Annotated in this window: 27 protein-coding genes; 14 read left to right on the top strand and 13 right to left on the bottom strand. The window is 59.2% G+C overall.

The features are described from left to right. Window positions 1-29: 29 nt before the first annotated feature. Entirely contained in the window at window positions 30-599 is a 570-nt protein-coding gene (locus ACR0BK_RS07130; protein WP_480554176.1) for a gamma-glutamylcyclotransferase family protein, read from the bottom strand. A 93-nt stretch (window positions 600-692) separates the two neighbouring features. On the opposite strand from ACR0BK_RS07130, the gene ACR0BK_RS07125 reads away from it, so the two are divergent. Further along, window positions 693-1,139, top strand: a complete 447-nt coding sequence (locus ACR0BK_RS07125; protein ID WP_267366061.1) for an RrF2 family transcriptional regulator — start codon at window positions 693-695, stop codon at window positions 1,137-1,139. Between the two features lie 2 nt (window positions 1,140-1,141). Here the strand turns inward: ACR0BK_RS07125 and ACR0BK_RS07120 are convergent, their stop codons facing one another. Further along, window positions 1,142-3,670, bottom strand: a complete 2,529-nt coding sequence (locus ACR0BK_RS07120; RefSeq protein ID WP_480554175.1) for an ABC transporter permease — start codon at window positions 3,668-3,670, stop codon at window positions 1,142-1,144. After that, complete coding sequence (locus ACR0BK_RS07115) at window positions 3,667-4,362, bottom strand: ABC transporter ATP-binding protein (protein WP_480554174.1); 696 nt, start codon at window positions 4,360-4,362, stop codon at window positions 3,667-3,669. The genes ACR0BK_RS07120 and ACR0BK_RS07115 overlap by 4 nt, the downstream gene beginning before the upstream one ends. A 65-nt stretch (window positions 4,363-4,427) precedes the next feature. Here ACR0BK_RS07115 and ACR0BK_RS07110 point away from each other — a divergent pair, with 65 nt between their 5' ends. Continuing rightward, the gene (locus tag ACR0BK_RS07110) at window positions 4,428-5,054 is read left to right on the top strand and encodes an arylesterase (RefSeq protein WP_480554292.1); all 627 of its coding nucleotides are present in this window, start codon (window positions 4,428-4,430) and stop codon (window positions 5,052-5,054) included. An 18-nt stretch (window positions 5,055-5,072) separates the two neighbouring features. Here the strand turns inward: ACR0BK_RS07110 and ACR0BK_RS07105 are convergent, their stop codons facing one another. Together ACR0BK_RS07105 and ACR0BK_RS07100 are read right to left on the bottom strand one after the other, a co-directional pair. Further along, window positions 5,073-5,627: a L,D-transpeptidase gene (locus ACR0BK_RS07105; protein ID WP_209506382.1), complete on the bottom strand. Its 555-nt coding sequence runs from the start codon at window positions 5,625-5,627 to the stop codon at window positions 5,073-5,075. Between the two features lie 169 nt (window positions 5,628-5,796). Continuing rightward, window positions 5,797-6,003: a cold-shock protein gene (locus ACR0BK_RS07100; protein WP_209506380.1), complete on the bottom strand. Its 207-nt coding sequence runs from the start codon at window positions 6,001-6,003 to the stop codon at window positions 5,797-5,799. 533 nt (window positions 6,004-6,536) lie between these two features. Here ACR0BK_RS07100 and ACR0BK_RS07095 point away from each other — a divergent pair. Together ACR0BK_RS07095 and ACR0BK_RS07090 are read left to right on the top strand one after the other, a co-directional pair. Beyond that, on the top strand, window positions 6,537-6,974 hold the full coding sequence (locus ACR0BK_RS07095) for a hypothetical protein (RefSeq protein ID WP_480518543.1): 438 nt from the start codon (window positions 6,537-6,539) through the stop codon (window positions 6,972-6,974). Window positions 6,975-7,108: 134 nt separating this feature from the next. Next, window positions 7,109-7,513 carry an REP-associated tyrosine transposase gene (locus ACR0BK_RS07090; RefSeq protein WP_480518545.1) on the top strand — a complete coding sequence of 135 codons (405 nt, stop codon included), beginning with the start codon at window positions 7,109-7,111 and terminating at the stop codon, window positions 7,511-7,513. 88 nt (window positions 7,514-7,601) lie between these two features. Here ACR0BK_RS07090 and ACR0BK_RS07085 read toward each other — a convergent pair whose 3' ends face one another. Continuing rightward, window positions 7,602-8,045, bottom strand: coding sequence for a hypothetical protein (locus ACR0BK_RS07085; protein WP_480554173.1), 444 nt, complete (start codon window positions 8,043-8,045; stop codon window positions 7,602-7,604). A gap of 451 nt (window positions 8,046-8,496) precedes the next feature. Continuing rightward, window positions 8,497-10,164 (bottom strand): energy-dependent translational throttle protein EttA, encoded by a 1,668-nt coding sequence (ettA, locus tag ACR0BK_RS07080; RefSeq protein ID WP_480518551.1) that lies wholly within the window; start codon window positions 10,162-10,164, stop codon window positions 8,497-8,499. A gap of 234 nt (window positions 10,165-10,398) precedes the next feature. Between ettA and ACR0BK_RS07075 the strand changes: the two genes are divergently transcribed. From ACR0BK_RS07075 to dacB, 3 genes are all read left to right on the top strand, one after another. Continuing rightward, window positions 10,399-10,773, top strand: a complete 375-nt coding sequence (locus ACR0BK_RS07075; RefSeq protein ID WP_480554172.1) for an MOSC domain-containing protein — start codon at window positions 10,399-10,401, stop codon at window positions 10,771-10,773. Between the two features lie 32 nt (window positions 10,774-10,805). Next, window positions 10,806-11,426 carry a nicotinate-nucleotide adenylyltransferase gene (locus tag ACR0BK_RS07070; protein WP_209507910.1) on the top strand — a complete coding sequence of 207 codons (621 nt, stop codon included), beginning with the start codon at window positions 10,806-10,808 and terminating at the stop codon, window positions 11,424-11,426. Window positions 11,427-11,492: 66 nt separating this feature from the next. Next, window positions 11,493-12,971, top strand: coding sequence for a D-alanyl-D-alanine carboxypeptidase/D-alanyl-D-alanine endopeptidase (dacB, locus tag ACR0BK_RS07065; protein ID WP_480554171.1), 1,479 nt, complete (start codon window positions 11,493-11,495; stop codon window positions 12,969-12,971). Window positions 12,972-12,997: 26 nt separating this feature from the next. Here dacB and ACR0BK_RS07060 read toward each other — a convergent pair whose 3' ends face one another. The 3 genes from ACR0BK_RS07060 to ACR0BK_RS07050 form a co-directional block, all read right to left on the bottom strand. Beyond that, on the bottom strand, window positions 12,998-13,420 hold the full coding sequence (locus tag ACR0BK_RS07060) for a tellurite resistance TerB family protein (RefSeq protein WP_480518559.1): 423 nt from the start codon (window positions 13,418-13,420) through the stop codon (window positions 12,998-13,000). Between the two features lie 102 nt (window positions 13,421-13,522). Continuing rightward, on the bottom strand, window positions 13,523-13,897 hold the full coding sequence (locus ACR0BK_RS07055) for an EamA family transporter (protein WP_480475244.1): 375 nt from the start codon (window positions 13,895-13,897) through the stop codon (window positions 13,523-13,525). Further along, window positions 13,894-14,631 carry a class I SAM-dependent methyltransferase gene (locus ACR0BK_RS07050; RefSeq protein ID WP_480518561.1) on the bottom strand — a complete coding sequence of 246 codons (738 nt, stop codon included), beginning with the start codon at window positions 14,629-14,631 and terminating at the stop codon, window positions 13,894-13,896. Before ACR0BK_RS07050 ends, ACR0BK_RS07055 begins: the two co-directional genes overlap by 4 nt. 390 nt (window positions 14,632-15,021) lie before the next feature. On the opposite strand from ACR0BK_RS07050, the gene ACR0BK_RS07045 reads away from it, so the two are divergent. From ACR0BK_RS07045 to ACR0BK_RS07020, 6 genes are all read left to right on the top strand, one after another. Beyond that, window positions 15,022-16,596 (top strand): lysine--tRNA ligase, encoded by a 1,575-nt coding sequence (locus tag ACR0BK_RS07045; RefSeq protein WP_480475248.1) that lies wholly within the window; start codon window positions 15,022-15,024, stop codon window positions 16,594-16,596. Window positions 16,597-16,644: 48 nt separating this feature from the next. After that, window positions 16,645-17,046: a DUF4864 domain-containing protein gene (locus ACR0BK_RS07040; protein WP_480475250.1), complete on the top strand. Its 402-nt coding sequence runs from the start codon at window positions 16,645-16,647 to the stop codon at window positions 17,044-17,046. A 138-nt stretch (window positions 17,047-17,184) separates the two neighbouring features. After that, window positions 17,185-19,473: a glycosyl hydrolase family 28-related protein gene (locus ACR0BK_RS07035; protein WP_480554170.1), complete on the top strand. Its 2,289-nt coding sequence runs from the start codon at window positions 17,185-17,187 to the stop codon at window positions 19,471-19,473. 140 nt (window positions 19,474-19,613) lie between these two features. After that, complete coding sequence (locus ACR0BK_RS07030; protein ID WP_480554169.1) at window positions 19,614-19,940, top strand: antibiotic biosynthesis monooxygenase family protein; 327 nt, start codon at window positions 19,614-19,616, stop codon at window positions 19,938-19,940. A 64-nt stretch (window positions 19,941-20,004) separates the two neighbouring features. Beyond that, window positions 20,005-20,412: a universal stress protein gene (locus tag ACR0BK_RS07025; RefSeq protein ID WP_480475256.1), complete on the top strand. Its 408-nt coding sequence runs from the start codon at window positions 20,005-20,007 to the stop codon at window positions 20,410-20,412. 102 nt (window positions 20,413-20,514) lie between these two features. Next, entirely contained in the window at window positions 20,515-20,973 is a 459-nt protein-coding gene (locus ACR0BK_RS07020) for an excalibur calcium-binding domain-containing protein (protein ID WP_480554168.1), read from the top strand. A 15-nt stretch (window positions 20,974-20,988) separates the two neighbouring features. Here the strand turns inward: ACR0BK_RS07020 and ACR0BK_RS07015 are convergent, their stop codons facing one another. Together ACR0BK_RS07015 and ACR0BK_RS07010 are read right to left on the bottom strand one after the other, a co-directional pair. Beyond that, the gene (locus ACR0BK_RS07015; RefSeq protein ID WP_480545946.1) at window positions 20,989-21,696 is read right to left on the bottom strand and encodes an ORF6N domain-containing protein; all 708 of its coding nucleotides are present in this window, start codon (window positions 21,694-21,696) and stop codon (window positions 20,989-20,991) included. 110 nt (window positions 21,697-21,806) lie between these two features. Beyond that, window positions 21,807-22,634, bottom strand: a complete 828-nt coding sequence (locus ACR0BK_RS07010; protein WP_480554167.1) for a formate/nitrite transporter family protein — start codon at window positions 22,632-22,634, stop codon at window positions 21,807-21,809. A gap of 220 nt (window positions 22,635-22,854) precedes the next feature. Here ACR0BK_RS07010 and ACR0BK_RS07005 point away from each other — a divergent pair, with 220 nt between their 5' ends. Beyond that, window positions 22,855-23,145, top strand: coding sequence for an antibiotic biosynthesis monooxygenase family protein (locus tag ACR0BK_RS07005; RefSeq protein ID WP_209507883.1), 291 nt, complete (start codon window positions 22,855-22,857; stop codon window positions 23,143-23,145). A gap of 146 nt (window positions 23,146-23,291) precedes the next feature. Here ACR0BK_RS07005 and ACR0BK_RS07000 read toward each other — a convergent pair whose 3' ends face one another. Further along, window positions 23,292-23,846, bottom strand: coding sequence for a hypothetical protein (locus tag ACR0BK_RS07000; protein WP_480554166.1), 555 nt, complete (start codon window positions 23,844-23,846; stop codon window positions 23,292-23,294). Between the last annotated feature and the right edge of the window lie 5 nt (window positions 23,847-23,851).

Genomic DNA, 23,851 nt, shown 5'->3' with positions numbered 1-23,851 from the left:
AAAAGGGTCGTACCTAGGCGCGACCCTTTTTATGCCGGCTGCTCAATCCGAACCGACAAACCGGTCAGGCGGTCATCGACAAAATCACGCTCGACAGGTTTGAGTTGTTGATGTCGCGGGTAACGTGGCTCGGCCCGGTCATTCAGGATCGGGGCATCCCATCCGCTGGTTGTTGCAAAGAACCGGTCTGCCCCGTCTTCTCCAAACGCCCGCAAATAACCCTGAACAACAACGTCGATATAGCTGAGCAGCAAGGGATGGCGGTTGCTGGGCTCGTTGTGCCGATCCTGCGGGACGGCGTAGACAGCTATTTCAACTTCATGTTTCAGCGGATGTGAAACCGACCGGGTTGCCGGAATTCGGTCATAGGCCCATTCCCGTTCATCCAGCGCAGCCCAGTCGTTCTTGGGGACATGTGCGATCATGCCTTCGATCTCAGACTCGGGGTCCGGGACAGCTGTCAGGAACGCGACCGGGCGCAGATCAGTGTGTCGCCATGCGCGTTTCCACCCCTTCAGTTTTGCTGGGCGGGGGTCGGGAAAATCATGTGTGGCGAGGTTCACAAGGCTTCCATAACCAAAGAAATAGGGGTCGGCCATGCGAGAGGTGTCCTTTGGGTCGATTGATGTATGTCAAACCGCTTTTTTCCGCGACATGCAATAAGGCTTCATCTTTTATTCAGGGAGGCCTTCATGCGGATTACCAAACGGACGAATATCGCTGTGCGCCTGTTGATGTATTGCGCCGCACACCCGGACCGGCTGGTCACCAAAGCCGAGATCGCCGAAGTCTGCAACATCTCGGAAAACCATCTGGCTCAGGTGATCAACCAGTTAAGCCAGTTGAATTACCTGAGCACTCAGCGCGGCCGCAACGGCGGTATGTCGTTGGCGCGTCCGGCAAGCCAAATCCGGATCGGCGCGGTGTTCAGGCACGTCGAAGGGGCCTTGCCCATCGCCGAGTGTTTTGCGGATGCGGACAACACCTGTCCTTTGACCGATGCCTGTAGGCTGCGGCTGGCATTGCAGGATGCGGCGGAAGTTTTCTATGCATCTCTGGACGAAGTGTCGTTGGATGCGCTGGTTTGTGACAACGACCCGTTGCTGAAGCTGTTGCAGCCCGTGGCCTGCGTACGCTGACCTTAGTCGCTGGCCCGCAAAATTCGGGCTGGCCGGGCAGAGAGAGGGCGCAGCGCGAATGCGAAACCTGCGCAGAGCGTGACGCCGACACCGGCCAGAACGATGCCAAAGGCCGAAGACCAGATCACGGTAAAACCTGTGTCGAAGATATGGGTGGCCACAGCCCATCCGCCCAGGATGCCGACCAGCAAGGCGACGCAGCCCGCTGCGGCGCCCAGCAGGACCGAGCGTAGTCCAAAACTGCGCAGGATGCGGCCACGGTCAGCCCCCAGCGTCTTGAGGATTGCCGCCTCGTATCTGCGGGCGGGTTCGCCGGCGGCTGCCGCCCCGATCAGCACCAGGAATCCTGTCAACAAAGACACGCCCGCGCCATACGAGGTTGCGGCGGCGATCCCTGCCAAAAGGCCCGAAACACGGTCAATTGCGTCGCGCACACGAATGGCCGTGATGTTCGGGAACTGGCCTGCAAGATCTCGCAGAATGGCGGCCTCGGCCTGTTCTTCTGCATATACCGTCGCAATAAAGCTGTGTGGCGCACCCGCCAGTGCCGACGGGTTCATCGACATGACAAAACCCATACCCGCTGTTGAAAAATCCACCTCTCGGGTTGAGGTCAGCTCTGCGGTGATATCCCGTCCCAGGATGTTGACAGTTACCTGATCGCCCAGTTTCAGACCCATCTCTTCGGCTTCTTCGGCTGCAAAGCTGATCTGTGGTGCGCCAGAATAATCCTCTGCCCACCACTCCCCCGCTGTCACCCGTGCATTTGCCGGGGGGCGGGCTGAATAGGTGACGCCGCGATCTCCCTCCAGAACCCAATGATCTCCGGCCACCTCGCGCGCAGGGCGACCGTTTATCTGGGTGATGATGCCCCGCAGCATTGGTGCGCTTTCAATGCGGCTGACAGCAGGATCGGTTTGCAGCCGTTCGGTAAAACCGGGCATCTGGTCTTTTTGAATATCGACAAAGAAGTATGAGGGCGCGACATCCGGCAGATTGCCGGAGATCGCGTTGCGCAGCGTGCCGTCGATCTGCCCAACCGCCGCTAGCACTGACAAACCTAGACCAAGTGACAAAACCACTGACCCCGCACCCTCACGCGGATCAGAGATGGCGGACAAAGCCCATCGCAGGGCAGGGCGGCCCCGCGCCAAAGGTGTCCCAGCCCGTGCCAGTTTGCGAATGGCATGGGCTGCGAGCGCCAGCAGGATCAGTGCGCCCGCAAGTCCGCCGCTGGTCCACAGGGTTAGGCGCGTTGAGCCGCTGAACCAGGACGCAATCGCGATCAGGGACGCCAATCCAATCCCGCTTGCCACGACGTAAATTGCGCGTGGGATGGGACGAGCCGCACTCAGCGCATCGCGAAACAGGGTTGCGGCGCGCACATCTTCGGTTCTGGCCAGCGGCCAGAGCGTGAAAAGAAATGCTGTCAGCAGGCCATAAAGCGCAGCCTCTATCAGCGGTTGCGGATACAGAGAAAACACTGCTGGAACGGGCAACTGGTATTCCAGCAGCGGTGCCAGCAAAAGCGGTGCCATCCCGCCCAGTACCAGCCCAATTACAATGCCAGTCAGGGACAGCACCCCGATCTGAATCATGTAAGTTTGAAAAATGGTGGAGCGATCCGCCCCCAATGTCCGCAATGTCGCAATGGTTTCCGTTTTCTGACTCAGATAGGCTCGCACGGCGGCGGACACACCGATGCCACCGACGGCAAGCCCCGACAATCCGACAAGGACCAGAAAGGCACTCAGGCGGTTGACGAATTCCGATATGCCCGGCGCGCCGTTGCGCGCATCGCTCCAGCGCATCCCCGAGCCTTCAAGCGCCGCGCTGGCTCTTGCGGACACCTCCGACAGGTTCGCGTCTTGGGGCAAGGTCAGCCGGTACCTGGTCGAAAAAAGCGTTCCGGGCTCCAGCAGGCCAGATGCCTGCAACGCTTCGGTACGCACCATTGTACGTGGCCCCAAGGCAAAACCAGCCGCGGCGCTGTCGGGTTCATTCCGAAGTGCGGCCATCAGAATGAACTCTTGCGTGCCAAGCGCGAAGTGATCACCGACCGACAAACCAAGCCGGTCTATCAGAACGGGTTCCATAATGGCACCGGGTAATCCGGACCTGCCATTCAGGGCGTCGTCCAGCGTGATGCCCGGCTCCAGTTTGACCGATCCGATGAGCGGGTAAGCCTTATCGACGGATTTGACCTGGGTCAGCGCACGTTCCGGCCCGGCGTCGCGGGGCACAACCGCCATCGAGCGGAAATCGACAATTTCTGACACCTGTTCGGATGACTGCTGCATCCAGAGGCGCTCGGCCTCAGTAGCAAAACGATAGGTGAACTCAAGCTCGGCATCGCCGCCCAGCAGGGATGCGCCTTCACGGGTCAGCCCGGTCTGAATCGCCTGACTCACCGATCCGACGGCTGCGATGGCTGCGACGCCCAAGGCCAGACAGGCCAGAAAGATGCGAAAGCCGCGCAGGCCCCCGCGCAGCTCTCGACGGGCCAGCCGCGCGGCCAGCCGAAGGCTCATTCTGCGGCCTCCTGCCGGGTCATTTCGGCAATCCTGCCGTCGCGCAGCCTGATCACCCGGTCACATCGTTCAGCCAGTGAACGGCTGTGCGTCACAAGAACCAGCGTCGCATCATATTTGCGCCGAAGCCCGAACAGCAAATCAACAATCGCGGCACCGTTTGTCTCGTCCAGATTCCCGGTTGGTTCGTCCGCCAGCAAGATCTTGGGGCGTGGTGCCGATGCACGCGCCAGGGCAACTCGTTGCTGCTCGCCGCCCGACAACTGCGCCGGGTAATGATCGCGACGATGGGATAACCCCACGGCATTCAGTTCAGTCTCGGCACGGTCGAACGCATCTTTGTGCCCCGCCAGTTCCAGCGGTGTCGCCACGTTCTCCAACGCGGTCATCGTTGGGATCAGGTGGAAATTCTGAAACACGACGCCCATGTTGTCGCGCCGAAACCGCGCCAGGGCGTCCTCGTCCATGCTTGTCAAATTCTGATCCAAGGCCAAGATTTGACCACTTGTTGCCTGTTCCAACCCACCCATCAGCATCAACAGCGACGATTTTCCCGACCCCGATGGCCCGATCAGCCCCAGCGTTTCCCCCCTGTTCACGGTCAACGTGATGTCATGCAAAATATCGACCCGCCCGGCATTGCCATCCAGCGATAAAGCGGCATTCTGAAGAGCGAGAACAGCAGGCGTCATGGGTCTTCCCGATAAAGGAGCGGTTTTTGGGATATGGAGTGATCACCGTATTGCGCAAGGTTTTGATGGCAAGTCCATTTGTGTTCTGCGGTTTTGCGGCCACAGCCGATCAGGTGGTGATCGCAGCCCTTGGGGACTCGCTGACGCAAGGCTACGGGCTGGTGGAGGAGAACGGGTTTGTTCCCCAGCTTGACCGTTGGTTGCAGGCGAAGGGCGAAGATGTTCGCGTTATCAACGCAGGCGTTTCGGGCGATACAACGGCGGGTGGCGCTGCGCGGGTAGAATGGACCCTGACACCCGATGTGGACGGACTGATCGTTGCCTTAGGCGGGAATGACGTGTTGCGCGGGATCGATCCTGCAGTTTCGCAAGCCAATCTGCGCAAGATACTTCAGGTTGCACGCGATACAAAGGTTCCTGTCTTGTTGATCGGAATGCAGGCGCCGGGCAACTACGGCGCTGAATACAAGCAGGCGTTCGATGGCATTTACCCTGCACTGGCGCAGGAGTTTGAAGTTCTGTTTTTCAGCAGTTTCTTTGAAGGGCTTGCAGCGGAGGGTGACCCCGCAGCCGTATCGCAATTCATGCAATCGGACGGCATTCATCCAAATGCGGCCGGGGTGGCGAAGATCGTCGAAGCGCTGGGCCCCTCTGTGTTGCAACTTGTGACGCAGGCGGGCAGGGAAGGTTAGCCATTCCCGCGATAGCGATCAGACGACCGTGACAACCGTTCCGATAGGGACCCGGTTATACAGATCGATGACATGTTCATTCAGCATCCGAATACACCCGTTTGACACCGCCCTGCCTATGGTTTGTGGCTGGGTCGTGCCATGGATTCGGAAATAGGTATCGACACCGTTCTGGAACAAATACATCGCACGCGCGCCGAGGGGGTTATCCCCACCTCCCGGCTGGACATAGTCATTGTCCTTGAATTTTGCATAGGCCACCGGATCGCGCTGGATCATCTCTTGGGTCGGGCGCCAGGTCGGCCATTCCTTTTTCACATCGATAGTAGCGGTGCCGGTGAATTCCAGACCTGCCTTGCCGACACCGCAGCCATAGCGGATCGCTTTGCGTGGTTCGGTGACATAGTAAAGATAGAATGAACGGGGGGCGACCAGCAGCTGCCCGGGCAGGAACTGCTTTTTGATGCGCACGAATTGCGGTGTCGGATCATACTCGACCGCTTTCTTGGCGCTGGCGATGCCCGGCAGCAGCGTGGCCGCTGTTCCGGCCAGAAAAACTCGGCGTGTAAACATCGAAACCCTCATCAATTGACCAATGAAACCCAAGATCCAGTTTCATCATGATATGTTATTTGGTCAATTCTGGGGCAAGCATCACGCATCCGTGATGTGATCAATCGGCCACCTGAAACGGCAGCAGTTGAACAAAAGGGTGAGGAATTTCCCTCACCCTTTCAAGAGCTTATGCAAGCTGGATGTTGTCGGCGCTCTCGCGGCCGTCACGACCCGAACGCAGTTCGTACGTGACTTTCTGGTTGTCGGCCAGACCGGTCAGGCCCGAGCGTTCGACGGACGAGATGTGGACGAAGATGTCCTTGCCGCCATCTTCGGGCGCAATAAAGCCGTAGCCTTTAGTGGTGTTGAACCATTTTACGGTGCCTGCTGGCATTTCCGTGTCTCCTGTTTGGTGCTGCCCACGGAGTTGCGGCAGCCTGGCGTCGTATGTCTGTATCGATAGACTGAGCGCCGTAGAAGGAGACAGTAGGTCGAAATAGAAAAACGTTAGCACCCTGCATATGGCATTGAGGTAAGCCTGTGGCAAGAGTGGTTTGTACGGATTGTACTAGTGCCAGAGGGCAGATAGCTTGATTTGTACAAGAATCCGCTGATGGGTTTCAGGCTGATTTTGGCGATGTTTGACAGCATTCTGGGTGCTCTGGTCACCCTGTCTGTTGACGCGCGCGACGGCAGTGAAAAACCCGGATCCACACTTTCCCGGTCGGCCATGCCGAGCGGTCGCCACGTGCCACGCCTGCGCGGGAGGGTGACACTTTTTCGTCGCAGGCACGTGTTCAGGACCAGTGTCATTCTGACCGGTTCAGCGTGGGTTCCCCTCACAACTGACGGTTTTTATTCATAAATCGCTATGTTTGAAAAATTTGCGATCTGGTGCTATACTGCGTGGCAGCTGTGGGGGCGGATATGAAAGCTGTTTATACGATAACCTTGTTGTGCTGGGCAGGAGCCGCGCAGGCCCTGACTGTTCCATATGGGACAGAGGGTTTTATGCCGACCGCGCGTGAAGGCGGGCTCAAACTCTACAACATGTTCGAATTTGAACACGAGCTGAAGGCTCCGGTCTTCGCGAAAGAGAACCCGCGCCGTAATGAAAGACGTCGTCGTCTTGTCGAGCTTGGTGGACCCAAGCATTTGCCCGAGATACTGACTGAACGGACAGAGGTCGTGGAGGAATCCGGGCCTGAGTTCTGCGAGCTGTGGTGCAATGAGCCCGGGTCCGAAGAAACGCCGGTGGACGTGAACGTCTCGGCCGTGCCGCTTCCGGCCAGTTGGCTGCTGCTGCTTGGTGCGCTGACGGGGCTGTTCGGTGTCGGACGGCTGCGTGGCAACCGGTTCGGGTAAGCGCCGCGTCTGCAACCATCCTTGAATGCTGTGATATGGGACACCGGGGGTCGGTGGAGCATGCGACCTGCGGCAGTTGCCTGCAAAGGCGCGTGTTAACCACTTGGTAGTCATACCTGCGCCACCTTGCGCGCATGAGTGATTATCGCCGCGTCCGCATTCCCGGTGCCAGATATTTCTTCACGGTGTCGCTGGCCGACCGGTCATCGGACCTGTTGATCCGCGTGGCCGTACATCTGCGCGCGGTATTTGCCGAAACGCAGCGGGAGCGCCCGTGCTGGTGTGATGCGTTTGTGGTGTTGCCCGATCATCTGCACGCGGTGTGGACCTTGCCGCCGGGCGATGCGGATTATTACACGCGGCGGGGAGCGATCAAGGCGCGGTTCACCATGGGCGTGAACAAGGCAAACCGTAGGCCGGGCTTCAGCCCGGCACCCGAGCTCACGCATCTACCTGTTGTGACCTCTGGCAGATATGCCGGGCTGAAGCCCGGCCTGCGGGCAAGGGGTGATGGGTGCAAGCACCCATCCTACGCTTGATCCAAAGTGCGTTCTGGTTTGACTCTGAGAAACCCTTCCAAAGGCTTGCCTTCCAGTTGCCTGACCAACTTCCGTTTTCTGACACTCCTCAATCTAGTTCCAGTTTGTCTCGGCACGCTGTTTTCATTGACCACCCACCGTCGAATGGTTCACCTTCGAAACGAATTGCGGTACCCGCCCAGTCTATGTTGATTCCACCGAACTCAGCTTTGGCGCAATGGTTTGCTGTTAGTATATTCGCGAGCAAGTGAACCACTGGCTCTGGAAGCTCTTCTACCCCAATGGTTAATGAGAAAATTTGTTTAGACGGAGGCGAGCCGAAGATTGCACCAAAGCGCTTCCCGAGTACGTCACCCCAATACAAATTCGGATCGTCCCCGTCGAGCTCGCTGTTATTAATAGTCAGGGATTCGAACACCGCAGTCGCGTCGACTTGCCCGTCGGGAAGTGCTGGAACGAGAATTGTTTCGGCCTGTCCCGACGATCCAAGAATGGCTGAGATGAACACTGTCGCAATTATCTTTGAGAACAAAGAAAAACTCCTGATTTTGCGTTTCTTTCGCCTGTGGGTGTTTCGAGTGGTGCCGGGCTGAAGCCCGGCCTACCAGTTGGCGTGAAGGGAGCGAGCACTCAACTTACGCTTGCTAAGCTTGTTTGGATTTGTCGGTTCTCAGTAAAGTTTGGTCTCCCCAATAGGTAACCTTGGCTACTGAGCCTACTTCCAATTCGAACCAGCAGTCGGTGTATTCCGCGCCAGGAACGCTGAACGCACATCCATGCAACTGCAGCAATTCTCCATTTGTTTTGACAATTTCCACGATCCAATCTTCGGTTCGGCTGTCATCCGCGAAAAGCAGCTTGTTGGGCGAGAGAGGTCGAAGTGTCAACGAATAGTCGTATTCGCCTATGACGAAATCAATCGTTCTCTCGCCGTCCAGAAAGGGGACGTCTTCAGGTATTCTTTCCCAAGTTATTGACAAAGTTTACCGCGCAAACTTCTTATGCTTCAACCGCTTAGGCTCCAGCGCGTCTGGTCCCAACCGCCGCTTCTTATCCTCTTCGTAATCCTCGAAGTTACCCTCGAACCATTCCACATGGGCATCGCCCTCGAAGGCCAGAATATGCGTGCAAATCCGGTCGAGGAAGAAGCGGTCGTGTGAGATGACGACGGCGCAGCCAGCGAAATCGACCAGCGCGTCCTCCAGCGCACGCAGGGTTTCGACGTCGAGGTCGTTGGTGGGTTCGTCCAGCAGCAGGACGTTGCCGCCCTCTTTCAGCAGGCGGGCCATGTGGACGCGGTTGCGCTCACCGCCGGATAGCAGCGAGACCTTTTTCTGCTGGTCGCCGCCCTTGAAGTTGAAGGACGAGCAATAGGCGCGGGAATTGACCTGCGCGTCACCCAGCTGAATGATCTCGGCACCGCCGGTGATCGCCTCCCACACGGTGTCGTTGTCTTTCAGGTCGTCGCGGGACTGGTCGACATAAGACAGCTCGACCGTGTCGCCCAACGTGATGGTGCCGCTGTCGGGCTGTTCCTGACCGGTGAGCATCTTGAAGAGCGTCGATTTACCGGCACCGTTGGGGCCGATGACGCCGACGATGCCGCCGGGGGGCAGGGCGAAATCCAGCCCTTCGATCAGTTGCTTGTCGCCCATGTGCTTCGACAGGCCCTCGACCTCGATCACCTTGCCGCCGAGGCGCTGGCCGTTGGGGATGACGATCTGGGCGCGGGTCAGCTTTTCGCGTTCGGACTGTTCGGCCAGCTCGTTATAGGCGTTGATTCGGGCCTTGGATTTGGCCTGACGGGCCTTCTGGCCCTGACGCATCCATTCCAGTTCGCGTTGCAGGGTCTTCTGCTTGGATTTGTCCTCGCGGGCTTCCTGCTCCAGCCGTTTGGCTTTTTGTTCCAGCCATGCGGAGTAGTTGCCCTCGTAAGGGATGCCGCGGCCACGATCGAGTTCGAGGATCCAGCCGGTGATGTCATCGAGGAAATAACGGTCGTGGGTGACGATCAGGATGGTGCCCTTGTAGTCGATCAGGTGCTGTTGCAACCAGGCGATGGTCTCGGCGTCGAGGTGGTTGGTCGGTTCGTCGAGCAGCAGCATGTCGGGCGCTTCGAGCAGCAGCTTGCAGAGCGCCACGCGGCGTTTTTCACCGCCCGAAAGGTTGGCAATGTTGGCGTCGTCCGGCGGGCAGCGCAGTGCCTCCATCGACACGTCGATCTGGCTGTCGAGGTCCCAGAGGTTCTCGGCGTCGATCGCGTCCTGCAGGGTGGTCATTTCCTCCATCAACTCGTCCGAGTAATTCTCGGCGATCTCCATGGCAATCTCGTTGAAGCGGTCGACCTTGGCCTTTTTAGCAGCCACGCCCAGCATGACGTTTTCACGGACCGACAGGGATTCATCCAGCTGCGGTTCCTGCGGCAGGTAACCGACCTTGGCACCTTGGGCGGCCCAGGCCTCACCGGTGAAGTCGGTGTCGAGCCCGGCCATGATCTTCATCAGCGTCGATTTACCCGCGCCGTTGACGCCGACAACACCGATTTTCACGCCGGGCAGAAAGCTGAGGTGGATGTTTTCAAAGCACTTCTTGCCACCGGGATAGGTCTTGGAGACACCCTGCATGTGGTAGACATATTGATAGGCGGCCATATCGCGTCCTCTGGGTCGGGGAAATTGAGTTGGAACGCTGGATATCCGAGCGGGGCGGGCGGGGCAAGCTGGTGGTTTTGTGAATTTCGTCCCGTATCTGCATGGGCTAGGTTTGCCGGGCTGTATGAGGGGCATGAAGTGGTGGAACTGGCGGAACTTATATCAGGCTGGGCGAGGCCTGGACGGGTGGAGTGGATTGGCGTCCGGCCCGAGCGGCGGGTTGGGGTGGAGGTGGTGAGGGAGGCGGTGGTCTCGGCCGATGGGCTGGAAGGCGACCGGGGCCGTGCGGGCAAGCGGGCGGTTTCTCTGATCCAGCAGGAGCATTTGGCGGCGATTGGGTCCCATTTGGGGCGGGGGCCGGTTGCGCCCGAAATCCTGCGGCGCAATCTGGTGGTTTCGGGGATCAACCTTGCCGCGCTCAAGGGGCGTGAGGTGCAGGTGGGCGAGGCCGTTTTGCGCTTTACCGTGATCTGTGCACCGTGCAGCCGGATGGAAGAGGCGCTGGGCAAGGGCGGCTATTCTGCCGTGCGGGGGCATGGGGGATGGTGTGCCGAAGTTGTCAGGCCGGGGCGGGTTGCGCTGGGTGACGCCGTGCAACCGATTGATTGACAACGCGGCCCGGTTCTGAACATCAGCAGGTTATGGAGCGGTACGACATCCCATACGCGCGGCCCGGGCAGGTCGTTGGGCTGTTCGGCGGGTCATTCGATCCGCCGCATCGGGGCCATGTGCATGTAACGCGTGAGGCGATGAAGGCCTTTGGTCTGGATCGGGTGTGGTGGCTGGTGTCACCCGGCAATCCGTTGAAAGAGCGGGGGCCTGCGCCGATCGCGCGGCGGATGGCGGCGGCGCGGCAGGTGATGCAGCATCCGAAGGTGGATGTGACGGATATCGAGGCGCTGGTCGGCACGCGGGCGACGGCGGACACTCTGACAGCGCTCAGGCGGCTTTACCCGCAGGTGCGGTTTGTCTGGCTGATGGGCGCGGATAATCTGGCGCAGTTTCATCGCTGGAAAGACTGGCGGCTGATCATGGACACTGTGCCGGTGGGCGTGGTGGCGCGGCCGGGCGAGCGGATCTCGGCCCGGATGTCGCCTGCGGCGCGGGTTTATGCGAAGTACCGGATCGACGGGCAGGCGCGGCACCTTCTGGGGCAGGCACAGGCCCCGGCGTGGTGTTTCGTGAACGTGCCGATGATCGATGTCAGTTCGACCGAACTCCGGACGCGCGGCGAATGGGGCGCAGAAGTGTTGCCGGAATAGCCCCAACGGGCGCATAATCTAACACAGTGGTTGTGTGCTTTTGATCTGTGGGATTTTAATTCGGCTATGGCTGGTCGTTTTTCACGTCGATTGTTTCTGGGGGGATTGGGGGCGTCCTTGATCCCGGCAGCGGGCCTTGCGCAGGCGCCGCTTGTATCGCTGAGGCCGCAGGCGCGCGGGGTCATATTAAGCGGTGCCGAGCGGTTGGTGGCTGCAGCAGGCCTGAAAGGCGAAGTTGTGTTTGCGGTTGCGGATGTGGCGACCGGGGCGCAGCTGGAAGTGTTTGGTGAGGGCGCAAGTCTGCCCCCGGCCAGCGTTGGAAAGGCAATGACCGCGCTTTATGCGCTGGATGTTCTGGGGCCGGAACACCGGTTCGAGACTCGGCTGGTGGCGGATGGCCGGGTCGAGAAGGGCGTTCTGCACGGCGATTTGATTCTGGTTGGGGGCGGCGACCCGCTGCTGGATACGGATGCGCTGGCCGCGATGGCGGCCAATTTGCGCGAGGCCGGGATTATCGAAGTGCGCGGCGCGTTCAGGGTTTACGACGGGGCGTTGCCTTATGTGTTCAGCATCGATCCCGAGCAGCCGGATCACGTGGGCTATAGCCCGGCCGTCAGCGGCATTTCCCTGAACTTCAATCGCGTCCATTTCGAATGGAAACGCGCAGGGAGTGGCTATGACATAACCATGGATGCCCGCAGTGAGCGTTATGTGCCTGCAGTGGATGTCTCGGCCATGCGGGTCGAGGATCGCAGCCTGCCGATCTATACCTATCAGGCAAGCGCGCGGCAGGATCGTTGGACCGTGGCCAAGGGCGCGCTGGGCAATGGCGGGGCCCGCTGGTTGCCGGTGCGCAAGCCCGCTTTGTACGCGGGCGATGTGTTTCGCACCTTGGCGCGGTCGAACGGGATCGTTTTGAAGCGTGTTCAGGTGACACGCCAGAGCGTACGGGGTGTCGATCTTGTGGTGCATCGCAGCGACAGTTTGGACCATGTCCTGCGCGGGATGCTGAAATACTCGACCAACCTGACGGCCGAGATGGTTGGGCTGGCCGCGACCAGGGCGCGCGGTGTTGACCCGCACACCCTGGCGGAATCAGCAGCCGAGATGAACCGGTGGGCCGCCAGTCGTTTCGGCGTGACCGGGATCGCCATGGTCGATCATTCGGGACTGAGCGATGCCTCGCGCATGGTACCGGCGGATTTGGTTGCGGCCCTTGTTGCAACACAGAAGTCGGGGATGTTGCGGCCCTTGATGAAACCTTTTGCACTGACCGACCGGAACGGGCGGCCCGTCAAGAACCACCCGATCAAGGTTGATGCCAAGACAGGGACATTGAACTTTGTATCCGGGTTGGGCGGTTTCCTGACGACTGCGGACGGGGTTGATCTGGCATTCGCGATATTCACCGCTGACGTGGATCATCGCGCCACGATCCCACGCGCGCAGCGTGAGCGCCCGGACGGCGCACGCAGCTGGAACAGCAGATCGCGGAAATTGCAGCGCGCTTTGCTGGAGCGCTGGGGGTCACTTTATGGAAGCTGAAACCTGAAACGCGCCTGAAGCGGGCGTCAGACGGTATGACGCGCCCTGGCCCCGCGCTCGATCGCGGCCGCGTGCAGGCGGTCGATGTTCAGCTCGTACCGGATTTCTTCCAGCAGGCGCAGTTCGGATTCGGCCAGCGTTCCGTCAGCGGCAGCGACGTCACAGGCCAGAGCATAGGCCGTTTCGTTCAGGCGTTCGGGCAGGTTGTCCCGGATCAGGCCAAACAGCGCATCCAGCCCGTCTTCCTGTTCGAACAGGTCAAACACGATCTGCGACACGTGGCGCATCCGGTCGATGTCGTACCCGGCGAAGACCGGCAACATGTTCACGGCGACCTCGATCTTGACCAGCTCGGCAGTTCGGATGTTTTCGTCGGAGGCCGAGATCGCAACCATGATCGCCACAAGGCAATCCTGTGGGGACATCGGGTGGGGAACTTGCTCGGTCATTCGGTGCATCCTGCTTGGGGTTCGTCAATGGCGCAGGATAGAAGGGGGGCAGGGCAGGTTCAACATCTTGTTTTGCCCCAACTGTGCGGCAGGTTGAACCGGTCAGGTGTTCATAATCGCCATACCGCTGAGCAAAAGGCCCGCCCCGATCCAATAGCGCAGCCCCAGCGTTTCCCCGAAGAACAGCCACGAGGCGAGGGGGACCAAGACAAAGCTGAGGGCCATGAACGGATAGGCCTGCGACAGCGGCACATGCCTGAGGACGTAAATCCAGAGTATCGTTGCAGTGCCGTAAATCGCCAGCGCGACGAGCAAGAAAGGGTCGAGCAGGGTATGCAACAGCCCCATCGCACCGGTCGCGGTGCGACCCTCGATCCGCCCGCCAGCGAGTTTGAACAATACCTGTCCGACCGAAATCATGACAGGTGTCAGAAGCAGCCCGGTCCAGACCAGTGCTGTGGGTGCGGTTGCGCTCATGCAGCCTGATCCTTGAGGGGCTTTCCGGTGGATTCCTCGGCCGGTCGATCCTCGCAGTAATAGATGTCACGCCCGATATCCTCGCAGGTGTGAAGGCTGGGGCTGGGATGCACGGCGCGCAGAAAGCTGTGGGTGTAGGGAAAGAAATTGAAATGCGGGTTGAAGCTGTAGCGATATTCCCGTTCGCGCGGGACCACGATGATAACCCGCTTGCGCGCGACCCGGCGCAATTCAGCGATGGCACGGCGGTAATCCAGCAGATGTTCGATCACATGGGTGCAGATGACCGTGTCGAAACTGTTATCCTCAAAAGGCAGGTCTTCGATCCGGGCGGCAACATATCTGATGTTTTCGATGGCTTCAGCGTCATCGATAACGAAATCGACACCGGTCATGGCCGTGATGTCCAGGCGCAGGGCGCGGATGCGTTGCAGCAGAGCCCCGGTGCCGCAGCCGACGTCGCAGATGCTGTTGCCAACAATGTCGCTGGCGATCCGGTCAATGCAGGCGTCGGAATTGTCAGTACCATCATGCACGCGCGGGTGTTCCCGGTAGAGCGTTTCGTATTCTTCGTCCGTCAGAAAAGGCGCGCGTTCGCGGAACGCTGCCAGCCGGGTAATGTGTTCCCCCCAGACACGGCGCGCAAGCCAGTGAAAAGCGGCGCTGTCGCGAAGGATCGGCGGGACGATATCCTCGAGCACAAAGCGGATTAGGTTGCTGGTTTCGCGTCGCATCTAGTTTCCTTTGGTCCCGGGGAGGTTTCCCGGCGTCTTTCTATCGTAGCACCGCAGTGCAAACACGTGAAATATCCGGGTCAGGTCAAAGCCTGTCGCCCGTGTCTTTTATGTTTCGCGCGCCAAACCCATCTTATGAGTGTGGCTGGAGTAAGGCTTGCGGATGGAAAAACCGGTACGGGATTGCGGACGCTCCTGGCGTGGATCAGAGGCTGAGGGCGGGCAGTACAGTCATTTAGCGGCAAAACCCCGTGACAAGGCGGTTTTCCACGGGTTCCGGGCAGTTAAAACACGGGTGCTTTATTGACTCATGCTGCACTGGCACAATAGGAGGAGCCGGTCGGGTTGCGTGGTGCAGCCGCGACCGTTTCCCCAATGGAGCACATTGAAATGTCTGAACTGCGCGAAACCGCGATGTCGTCCAAGGCCTGGCCCTTTGAAGAGGCGCGCCGGTTGCTTAAACGCTATCAGAAAGGTGCTCCGGAAAAGGGGTATGTGCTGTTTGAAACCGGATACGGCCCGTCGGGCCTGCCGCATATCGGCACGTTCGGCGAGGTGGCGCGGACCACGATGGTCAAGCGCGCCTTTGAAGCGCTGTCGGATATCCCGACCAAGCTGATCTGTTTTTCGGACGATCTGGACGGGATGCGCAAGGTTCCCAGCAACGTGCCGAACCCCGAGGCGCTGGAAGAGCATTTGCAGCGCCCGCTGACCTCGGTTCCTGATCCGTTTGGCGAATTTGACAGCTTTGGCGAACACAACAACGCGATGTTGCGCCGGTTCCTTGATACCTTCGGGTTCGAATACGAGTTCTACTCGGCACGCGACTTTTATCGCTCGGGCCAGTTCGACGAGATTCTGAAGCGTGCGGTTGAACGCTACGACGACGTGATGGCCATCATGTTGAAAAGCCTGCGGGAAGAACGCCAGCAGACCTATTCGATCTTCCTGCCGATCCACCCGGAAACCGGGCGGGTTCTGTATGTGCCGATGAAAAAGGTCTGCGCCGAAACCTATACCGTTACCTTCGATGATGAAGACGGCAAGGAATGGACCGTTCCCGTGACCGGTGGCAACGTGAAGCTGCAATGGAAGCCGGATTTCGGGGCGCGCTGGGCGGCACTGGGCGTTGATTTCGAGATGTACGGCAAGGAACACGCGACCAACGAAAAGATCTATGACGGGATCTGCCGGGCCTTGGGTGGCCGCGCGCCCGAGCATTTCAGCTATGAGCTGTTTCTGGACGAGAACGGACAGAAGATTTCGAAATCGTCGGGCAATGGTGTGTCGATTGACGAATGGCTGACCTATGCGCCGACCGAGTCGCTGGCTTATTTCATGTACCAAAAGCCCAAGACGGCCAAGCGGATGCATTTCGACGTGATCCCGAAAGCCTATGATGAGTATCATCAGCAGCTGCGCGCCTATCCGGGGCAGGACCTGAAGGCACAGTTGAACAACCCGGTCTGGCATATTCACGGCGGCGACGTCCCTGAATCGACCCTGATCGTTCCCTTTGCGATGCTGCTGAATCTGGCATCGGTTTCCGGTGCCGAAGACAAGGAGGCGCTGTGGGGCTTTATTCGCCGCTATGCGCCCGAGGCAACGGCAGAGAGCCATCCCGATCTGGACAAGGCTGCTGGTTTCGCCGTGCGGTACTTCAACGATTTCGTCAAGCCGACGCGCAAGCATCGCGCGCCGACGGATCAGGAGCGCGAGGCGCTGGAAGCTCTGAAAGCGGCGCTTGAGGCGTATGATGGCCCGACCGAGGATGAAGCGTTGCAATCGGTGGTCTATGCCATCGGCCGCGAGCGGTTTGATCCAATGAAAGGATGGTTCTCGGCGCTTTATGAGGTGCTGCTGGGGGCCTCGCAAGGGCCGCGCTTCGGGGGTTTTATCGCGCTTTACGGCGTGCCCGAGACCATCGCGCTGATCGACAAGGCACTGGCCGGAGAGCTGGTCTGATTTGACCTGAACCGGCATGGGGCTATCCTTGGCACAGGAGGTGGCCCCATGCGTCGATTATTGCTTGCATTATCCCTGAGCGCCGGGCTGGCGTCGGGCGCGTTTGCGCAGAGTGCCGAGATCGAGGCCAATATCGCGGCGCAGATACAGGCCTTCCGGGCGGATGACTTTGCGACCGCCTTCACCTTTGCCAGCCCCAGCATCCAGCGTCTGTTTCGAAACCCCGACAATTTCGGCGCGATGGTGCGCAATGGCTATCCCATGGTCTGGCGTCCTGCCGATGTGCGTTTTCTGGAACTGCGCGAGGTTGATGGCGCGCTGTGGCAGAAGGTGATGATTACGGACGGTAACGGGCGGGTGCATCTTCTGGACTATCAGATGATCCCGCTGACGGAAGGCTGGAAGATCAACGGGGTGCAACTGTTGGGTGCCGCTGACCCTGCGGCCTGAGGCAACACCACCGTCACGGTGATATGAGCCGTGATTAATTCCTTTTCGATATCCAGACTGTCGCGTTCGGGGCGGACCTGAACACGGGGTTTGGACGCGTCGCCGGATTTGCGCGACGCGATTGGGAAAGGGTTTTCAATGAACAAGGCAATCACCGACGGCATCGTGTTCATGCCGCCTCAATTCGCGAATGGTCTGACGGTTTGGTCTGCAGGGGACGGAACACCCGGATCGCCCACATATGGCGGGTCCGGCACGGGCGTATTTGTTCCGGCGGATGCGGATTTTGCCGGTTGTCTTGAAATCCTGAAGGTCAACACAACGCAGCAATTGCGTTACATGGGGCAGACGCCGATTCTGCCCGGTTGCTATTTGCAGATCAAAGCCCGGGTCAAGGCGATCAGTGGCCCGTTGCCGTCGGTGCGTATTGCAGCCTGGGCCGGTGGCGCGGGTGATGTGCACGTAGCCGGTGTTGTGGAGCAAGGGCCGGCCACCCAGCTGTCGGGCTATGGCACGATTCACGAGATCACCGCGATTGTCGGCACCGGCCAGCGCCCGGGCGTGGACATGCCCTGGGGGCTGGCCGCCCTTTACGGGCATTTCGGCCTGGATATCGAAGGGGCCAACGGCGCGCTGGTGCGCGTCGATGATCTTGAGATCACCGATGTCACCGGGTTCTTTCTGCGCGAGATGATCAGCCTGGTCGACGTACGCGACTTTGGTGCGGTTGGTGACGGTGTGACGGATGACTCGGTTGCGTTTGAGGCGGCGGATCAGGCCGCCGGTGGCCGCCGGGTCTTTGTTCCGCAAGGCACCTATCACCTTGCGGAGAACACCAGCATCGATGCGGAGATTGAATTCGAAGGCACCGTCACCATGCCGGATGACAAGATGCTGTTGCTGACCAAGGATTTCCATCTGCCCGCATATATCGAGGCGTTCGGAGATGAGGAGCTGGCCTTCAAGAAGGCGTTTCAGGCGCTGCTGAACAATTCGGACCACGATTCGCTGGATCTGGGCGGGCGCAAGATTTCCGTTTCCGCGCCGATCGACATGGCCGCTGCGGTTCCCAACAAGCAAAGCGGCTTTTCCACGCGGCGCGTGATCCGCAACGGGCAGTTCGATGTCAAAAGCGGAACCGCCTGGGACACAGAAACCTTCACCTCTGTCGCCACCTATGACCCCCTGGACAAGACACGTCTGACCAATGTCGCCAATGTGGCCAATATTCCCGTGGGATCGCTGGTTGAGGGCAGTGGTGTCGGGCGTGAGGTTTACGTGCGCTCGAAGAACATAGGCGCCGGTGAGATGACCCTGAGCGCGCCCATCTATGACGCCGCCGGTACCCAGACCTTTACCTTTCAGTCGTTCAAATACCTGCTGGATTTCAGCGGTTTCGATACGTTGCGGAAGTTCGGCATGGAGCAGATCGAGTTTCAGTGCAACAGCCGGTGCAGCGGCATTCGTCTGGCGGCCTCGGGCAGTACGTTTTCGTTGAAAGACTGTTTTATCAGTCGCCCGAAGGATCGGGGCCTGACCTCGACCGCGACGGGGTGCAAGGGACTGCTGATCGACAATTGCCAGTTCCTGTCCTCAGAAGAGGCGCTCGACGTGACGGACCGGAACTCCATCGGGCTGAACACCAACTCGAACGATGTGAAGCTGCGTCACAATCAGGCGGTGCGGTTCAAGCATTTTGCCGTTCTGGGCGGTGGCACCAATTTGGTTCTGGGCAACCATTTCTTTCAGGGCGACGGCATCCCGCAGGGGGTCCGTACCGCAGGGCTGATCATGATCGGCACCTACAACACCTCGACCATTGCCGAGAACTATGTCGACAACTGCTTTATCGAATGGACCAATGAACGGGATGCGGCGCCCACCTATACCAGCGGGTTTTCGTTCAGTTCGATGAGCATCACGGACAATATCTTTTTCTCGAGCGATGCACCGGCCTGGTTCAGCTATATCATCATCCGCCCCTATGGTGCTGGCCATTACCTGAATGGCGTGACGGTGACCGGCAACAAGTTCCGCGCCACCAGCGGTTCGATCGATCGGGCGGAACGGGTCGATACATCTTTTGCCGATCTGGACAATAACAGGCATTCGAACGTGACCTACGAGAACAATACCTATCACGGGATTGCCAAGAGATCATCGAACCCGCTGCGCGTCCGCAGCCAGCAGAACTCGGTCGCGAATGTCTGGTCTGTTTCGGCAAACGGGGAATTGCCATTTGGCGGCAAGGCGCGCGGCTGCGATGGGGTCACTGCCATCGGGTCGCTGACCGGGGTGTTCAACAACCTTGTCTATTCGGCCCCTCATGTTTTGACCGAACAAGGGATCAGTGGCGACAGTCTTATTCTGCGCTGGCCGGATCACCTGAAAGGCGAAGTCTCGGTCACGATGCGCATGGAGCGTTGAAGCAGCGGCTGGCCGCCCATTTCGGGTGGCCAGCCGCCTGACAAACGGGCGCAGAAAAGCGCGGATTGGCGCAGCGGCAAGGAAATAGGCGACGTTTTAATCTGATGTGCTAGGCTTGGGGAAAGAAATGGAGAATCCCGATGCCGAAAATCGCCAAAAACGCCAATGTTCAGACAGTTATCACCACGTTTGAAATGACGCCCGGCACCTGTCAGGACCTTTTGGAGGCGCTGACCGACGCCTATTCCGAGTTCATCTCGAAGCAGCCCGGCTTTGTTTCTGCCGGGCTTCATGTGAATGATGCGCAAACCCGGATTGCCAACTATTCGCAATGGCAACGCCGCGAGGATTTCCTGGCCATGCTGCGGACCGCCGAGATGCGCGACCGCAACCGCAAGATCAACGAGCTGTGCAAGAGCTTTGAGCCGGTCATGTATGACGTTGCAGAGACATTTGGCTCTACCTGACCTGAATCAAAGCCTGCCGTACATGTCTGTTTCAAAGTAAGCCTGCAAAACGGAGGCGCATGCTATGTATCACAACATTCTCGTTCCGATCTCTTTCGATGCTGAAAGAGACACGTCCGGGCCGTTGAAACTGGCCCGGGTTCTGGCCACGCCGGACGCGCAGGTCACATTGCTGCATGTGGTTGAGCATATTCCAAATTATGCAATCTCGTACATGCCGTCCGAATATCTGACCGAGGCCCGAAAGGCGATTCAGTCAGAGCTTGATACGCTGGCGTCGCAATTGCCGAATGCCACGGGCGTCGTGATCGAAGGGCATTCCGGCCGGACCATTCTGGACTGGGCCGAGGCGCATCACCCGGACCTGATCATCGTGGCCTCGCACCGGCCGGGGATGCAGGATCTGCTGCTGGGATCCACCGCGTCCCATATTGTGCGCCACGCCCCTTGCGCGGTGCATGTGGTCCGGTGACGGTCGGACATCACTGACAGTAAGCCGCGTTGTGCCTGTGCGGGCGGCGGTTTCGGGCCGGGCCAGATTTTTTGAACCCGGTGGAACTGTGTTGCCTCGGCTTTGCCACATATTGCCCTTATGGGTCTGGGCATGTTGTTCAAGAAACCAACGCAGGAAGCACCTGACCTGAACCCGCGCTCGGCCAAACGACACCAGCGCGCCGAGGCGGCGCGGCGGCAGGCGCTGTCCCCGCTGAGGATACTGGTCATGGTTCTGCTGCTGCCGCTGACGACCGCGCTGATTGCCACGGGCGTCTTTCTGCGCACCTCGGGCTATGAGCGGGACGAGGCGGTGATCCACCTGATCGCGCTGGCGGGATGTGATGCGACACAGGCCATGGGGATCGGTCCATTCCGCGCTGGGCAGCCGGGATATCATGAGCGCAACGACCCGGATGGTGACGGGGTGGCCTGCGGGTATGCCGAGCTGGAGCTGCCGCGCGCGACCACCGTGCAGGCGCAAGACCAGCTGAAGCCGCGCGAACGGTCGGTGGGAAGCGCCAAGTTCGTGCGCCCCTGAATTCGGGGGAAGGGTTTAGCCTTTCATCGCCTGTAGCAGTTCCAACAACCCTTTGCGGTCGTCGTCACTGGCATAATCGCCGGTGGCCAGCCGTTCGGCGATTCGCAGGCGCAGGCGTTCCTGTTGGGTGCGGACCTCTTCCCCGGCGGTTTCGGCCAGCGTCTTCATGATCACCGCCACGGCCTGTTGGCGCTTGGTGGTGGGGTTGGCGATATAATCGACAAGGCTCTGCTGGCCGGAATCGAGGATGTTTTCGGCCAGATCGCGCAGTTGGTCACCATTGGGCAGCAGCGGGGCGGGGGCCTGTTCGGGGGGCAGGATTTCCGGCAGGTTGCGTGGAACCTCGGCCAGAGCGTTCGCGCCATCGACAAAGGCTTCGGTGATCATCCGCGTGATCTTGATCGCGCGCGGGTCCTTGAACAGGGCCGAGGCGATGGCCACGCCGTAATCGGTATAGACCCACGGATTGACCCGCCGCCCGCCGCGGCCTTTGGGTTTTGAGATCACATTCTGTGATTGCAAATCGGCAACCTCGGCATCGGTCAGCTGAAAGCGGTAGCCTTCGAACAGGTCGGTGTTTCGCGAGACGGCCTGATTGAAGGCGCTGACGGATTTTCCGTAGAACTGCGCCAGATCCTCGGCCAGCACCACACGGGTGCCGCGCACCCTGTGAATGGCGTTTTGCACCTCATGCGCGCTGGGCAGGTTTTTCGGGTTCGTCATGGCAGCCGTTTGGAATCACAATTTGTGATTTCAAACGTGGAGGAGGGTGGGGCGGGGTGCAAGGGTGGAGTGTGGGGATCTCCTTGCCCAAAACCTGATAAACCGCGTGCTCAGCCGGGCGTATTGCGCAGATAGGCAAAGCGATAGGCAAGCGCGACGCCGCCCGCGCCGCCGACAATATTACCGATCGTGACCCAGAAGAGGTTGCCCATGGCCGCGCCCAAACCGAAATCGGCGCCGGCAAGCGCGCCCTGCGGCAGCAGGTACATATTGGCGACCGAATGTTCGAGCCCCAAGAGGACAAACGCCGCAATGGGCCAGAGTACTGCCATGATCTTGCCCGCCACCGATCTGGCCGCAAAGCTCAGCCAGACGGCAAGGCAGACCAACGCGTTGCACAGAACGCCGCGCGCAAAGGCTTGGGTGGCCGAGAGGTCGGCCTTGCCATTTGCGATTGCTGATGCGGTGGCCCCCATGGGCCCGTCCAGCAAGCCGGTTGCAGCGAAGGCCAGAGCCAGCGCGATGGCCCCGACCAAATTCCCAAGGTACACGAGGCCCCAGTTGCGCAGCAGGGCGCGCGGCGAGATTTTCCGATCCACCGCCGCGATGGTCATCAGGGCGTTTCCGGTGAACAGCTCGGCCCCGCCGACGACCACAAGGATCAGGCCCAGCGAGAACACGACGCCACCCAGAAACCGGGCCGGTCCAAACCCCGGGTCAACGCCGGTCATGACCATGGTGAAGGCGGCCCCGCCGAAGCCGATGAACACGCCCGCGAGTATCGCCAGAGTCAGCGTCTGGCCGACCGTGAGATGTGCCTTGGCAACGCCAGCGGTTTCAACCAGTTCAGCGATCTGGGCGGGTTTGTAGGCGTCTATGCCGGTTGGGTTCTGTGTTTGCATGGGACCCACTTTGCCGACGCATTCGCGTTCCGACATTGATTGGGATCAAGCACCCATCGGTGCAAAAACAACCGCACTGGGGGTGAGGCTGCAACCCTGAAGGGACAGCCGCCCGGATGCAGTGCGGTGTATGGTTGAAAATCGGCGCAAATCGCCGGTATCAATGCGAGATTTCGGACCGTCGTGCTAGGGTACGCGCGGCGGGGCCGTTCCGGCCGTGATACATGGCAATTTTGCCAGACGACGGAGGAAAGTGATGTTTGCACGAATTACCCAATACAAAATGAAGCCCGGTACGCGCGAGGCGGCAACGGCGAAGATGAATGAATTGAAATCCGACATCATGGGTATGCCCGGCATGCACAGTTTTACCAATGTGATGAACGAGGATGGTTCAGGCTATGTGATCTCGGTGGTCGAAAGCGAGGCGACCTCGAACGCAAACGCGCCCAAAGTGGCAGAGCTGTGGGGCCATTTCGCTGAATTCATGGAAGGCCCGCCGACGCCGGTTGGGTACGACGTGATTGCCCATTGGGATAAGGGGTAACAGTTAGGGCGGGGGCTACCCGCCCATTTTCTTACTCAGCCTTTAGTGTGAGGGATGGGGTTTCACCCCATCACGCGAACTGCGCCTCGGAGTGATGAATTAGAGACCCCATCATTATAACTGCTAAACACACTCATCCTACCGCATTAACCTGTCAGAGCACGAAGGTCTGCCGCTAAGGTTTGTGCCTCCGAAACCAAGGAGTTTAGCGATTCGAGTTCTTTTTCATACAATGCTATTAGTTCCTGCACTGATAGGTTTTTGAGGAACAGCTCGCTACCTAAATCACTAAATCCCGCCTCTGTAGCTGCCAAATTGACATAGAAAACAACGACGCGTTTTGCGTGTTCGCCAAGAATGCCAATGTCCGCTTGGTGGAGGCGATAGATGCTATTCAATTCGCCAGGACCATGTTCATTCGCTCGGTTATCAAGGCGTATAAAGTCTAGTTCTTTTTGAGGTTCAGGCTCTGTCAGACCGATGATGTGTTGGATTGCTTGTCCCCTCCAATCTCTTCTTTTTTCAATCTCAACAATCGCTTCCAGTTCACTTGCTATTGCAGCGGCGACTCTGGAAACATTGCGGGCTTGGATATCGGATGTCCGAGACTTGGAGAATTTGTGGGAGAGCCAGCTACCTATCGCTGTTCCTAGCAACCCACCGCCAAATCCCATCAGAGCAACAATAAGTTCAATCGACATAAAAG

The sequence above is a fragment of the Ruegeria sp. AF1 genome, assembly GCF_056542125.1.
This window is presented reverse-complemented; position numbering and strand designations above follow the sequence as displayed.

What these genes read in the sequence shown, in the direction of transcription:
- ACR0BK_RS07130 (WP_480554176.1), bottom strand. Translation starts at nt 599, where the DNA reads ATGGCCGACCCCTATTTCTTTGGTTATGGAAGCCTTGTGAACCTCGCC.
- ACR0BK_RS07125 (WP_267366061.1), top strand. Translation starts at nt 693, where the DNA reads ATGCGGATTACCAAACGGACGAATATCGCTGTGCGCCTGTTGATGTAT.
- ACR0BK_RS07120 (WP_480554175.1), bottom strand. Translation starts at nt 3,670, where the DNA reads ATGAGCCTTCGGCTGGCCGCGCGGCTGGCCCGTCGAGAGCTGCGCGGG.
- ACR0BK_RS07115 (WP_480554174.1), bottom strand. Translation starts at nt 4,362, where the DNA reads ATGACGCCTGCTGTTCTCGCTCTTCAGAATGCCGCTTTATCGCTGGAT.
- ACR0BK_RS07110 (WP_480554292.1), top strand. Translation starts at nt 4,428, where the DNA reads ATGGCAAGTCCATTTGTGTTCTGCGGTTTTGCGGCCACAGCCGATCAG.
- ACR0BK_RS07105 (WP_209506382.1), bottom strand. Translation starts at nt 5,627, where the DNA reads ATGTTTACACGCCGAGTTTTTCTGGCCGGAACAGCGGCCACGCTGCTG.
- ACR0BK_RS07100 (WP_209506380.1), bottom strand. Translation starts at nt 6,003, where the DNA reads ATGCCAGCAGGCACCGTAAAATGGTTCAACACCACTAAAGGCTACGGC.
- ACR0BK_RS07095 (WP_480518543.1), top strand. Translation starts at nt 6,537, where the DNA reads ATGAAAGCTGTTTATACGATAACCTTGTTGTGCTGGGCAGGAGCCGCG.
- ACR0BK_RS07090 (WP_480518545.1), top strand. Translation starts at nt 7,109, where the DNA reads ATGAGTGATTATCGCCGCGTCCGCATTCCCGGTGCCAGATATTTCTTC.
- ettA (WP_480518551.1), bottom strand. Translation starts at nt 10,164, where the DNA reads ATGGCCGCCTATCAATATGTCTACCACATGCAGGGTGTCTCCAAGACC.
- ACR0BK_RS07070 (WP_209507910.1), top strand. Translation starts at nt 10,806, where the DNA reads ATGGAGCGGTACGACATCCCATACGCGCGGCCCGGGCAGGTCGTTGGG.
- dacB (WP_480554171.1), top strand. Translation starts at nt 11,493, where the DNA reads ATGGCTGGTCGTTTTTCACGTCGATTGTTTCTGGGGGGATTGGGGGCG.
- ACR0BK_RS07060 (WP_480518559.1), bottom strand. Translation starts at nt 13,420, where the DNA reads ATGACCGAGCAAGTTCCCCACCCGATGTCCCCACAGGATTGCCTTGTG.
- ACR0BK_RS07055 (WP_480475244.1), bottom strand. Translation starts at nt 13,897, where the DNA reads ATGAGCGCAACCGCACCCACAGCACTGGTCTGGACCGGGCTGCTTCTG.
- ACR0BK_RS07050 (WP_480518561.1), bottom strand. Translation starts at nt 14,631, where the DNA reads ATGCGACGCGAAACCAGCAACCTAATCCGCTTTGTGCTCGAGGATATC.
- ACR0BK_RS07045 (WP_480475248.1), top strand. Translation starts at nt 15,022, where the DNA reads ATGTCTGAACTGCGCGAAACCGCGATGTCGTCCAAGGCCTGGCCCTTT.
- ACR0BK_RS07040 (WP_480475250.1), top strand. Translation starts at nt 16,645, where the DNA reads ATGCGTCGATTATTGCTTGCATTATCCCTGAGCGCCGGGCTGGCGTCG.
- ACR0BK_RS07035 (WP_480554170.1), top strand. Translation starts at nt 17,185, where the DNA reads ATGAACAAGGCAATCACCGACGGCATCGTGTTCATGCCGCCTCAATTC.
- ACR0BK_RS07030 (WP_480554169.1), top strand. Translation starts at nt 19,614, where the DNA reads ATGCCGAAAATCGCCAAAAACGCCAATGTTCAGACAGTTATCACCACG.
- ACR0BK_RS07025 (WP_480475256.1), top strand. Translation starts at nt 20,005, where the DNA reads ATGTATCACAACATTCTCGTTCCGATCTCTTTCGATGCTGAAAGAGAC.
- ACR0BK_RS07015 (WP_480545946.1), bottom strand. Translation starts at nt 21,696, where the DNA reads ATGACGAACCCGAAAAACCTGCCCAGCGCGCATGAGGTGCAAAACGCC.
- ACR0BK_RS07010 (WP_480554167.1), bottom strand. Translation starts at nt 22,634, where the DNA reads ATGTCGGAACGCGAATGCGTCGGCAAAGTGGGTCCCATGCAAACACAG.
- ACR0BK_RS07005 (WP_209507883.1), top strand. Translation starts at nt 22,855, where the DNA reads ATGTTTGCACGAATTACCCAATACAAAATGAAGCCCGGTACGCGCGAG.
- ACR0BK_RS07000 (WP_480554166.1), bottom strand. Translation starts at nt 23,846, where the DNA reads ATGTCGATTGAACTTATTGTTGCTCTGATGGGATTTGGCGGTGGGTTG.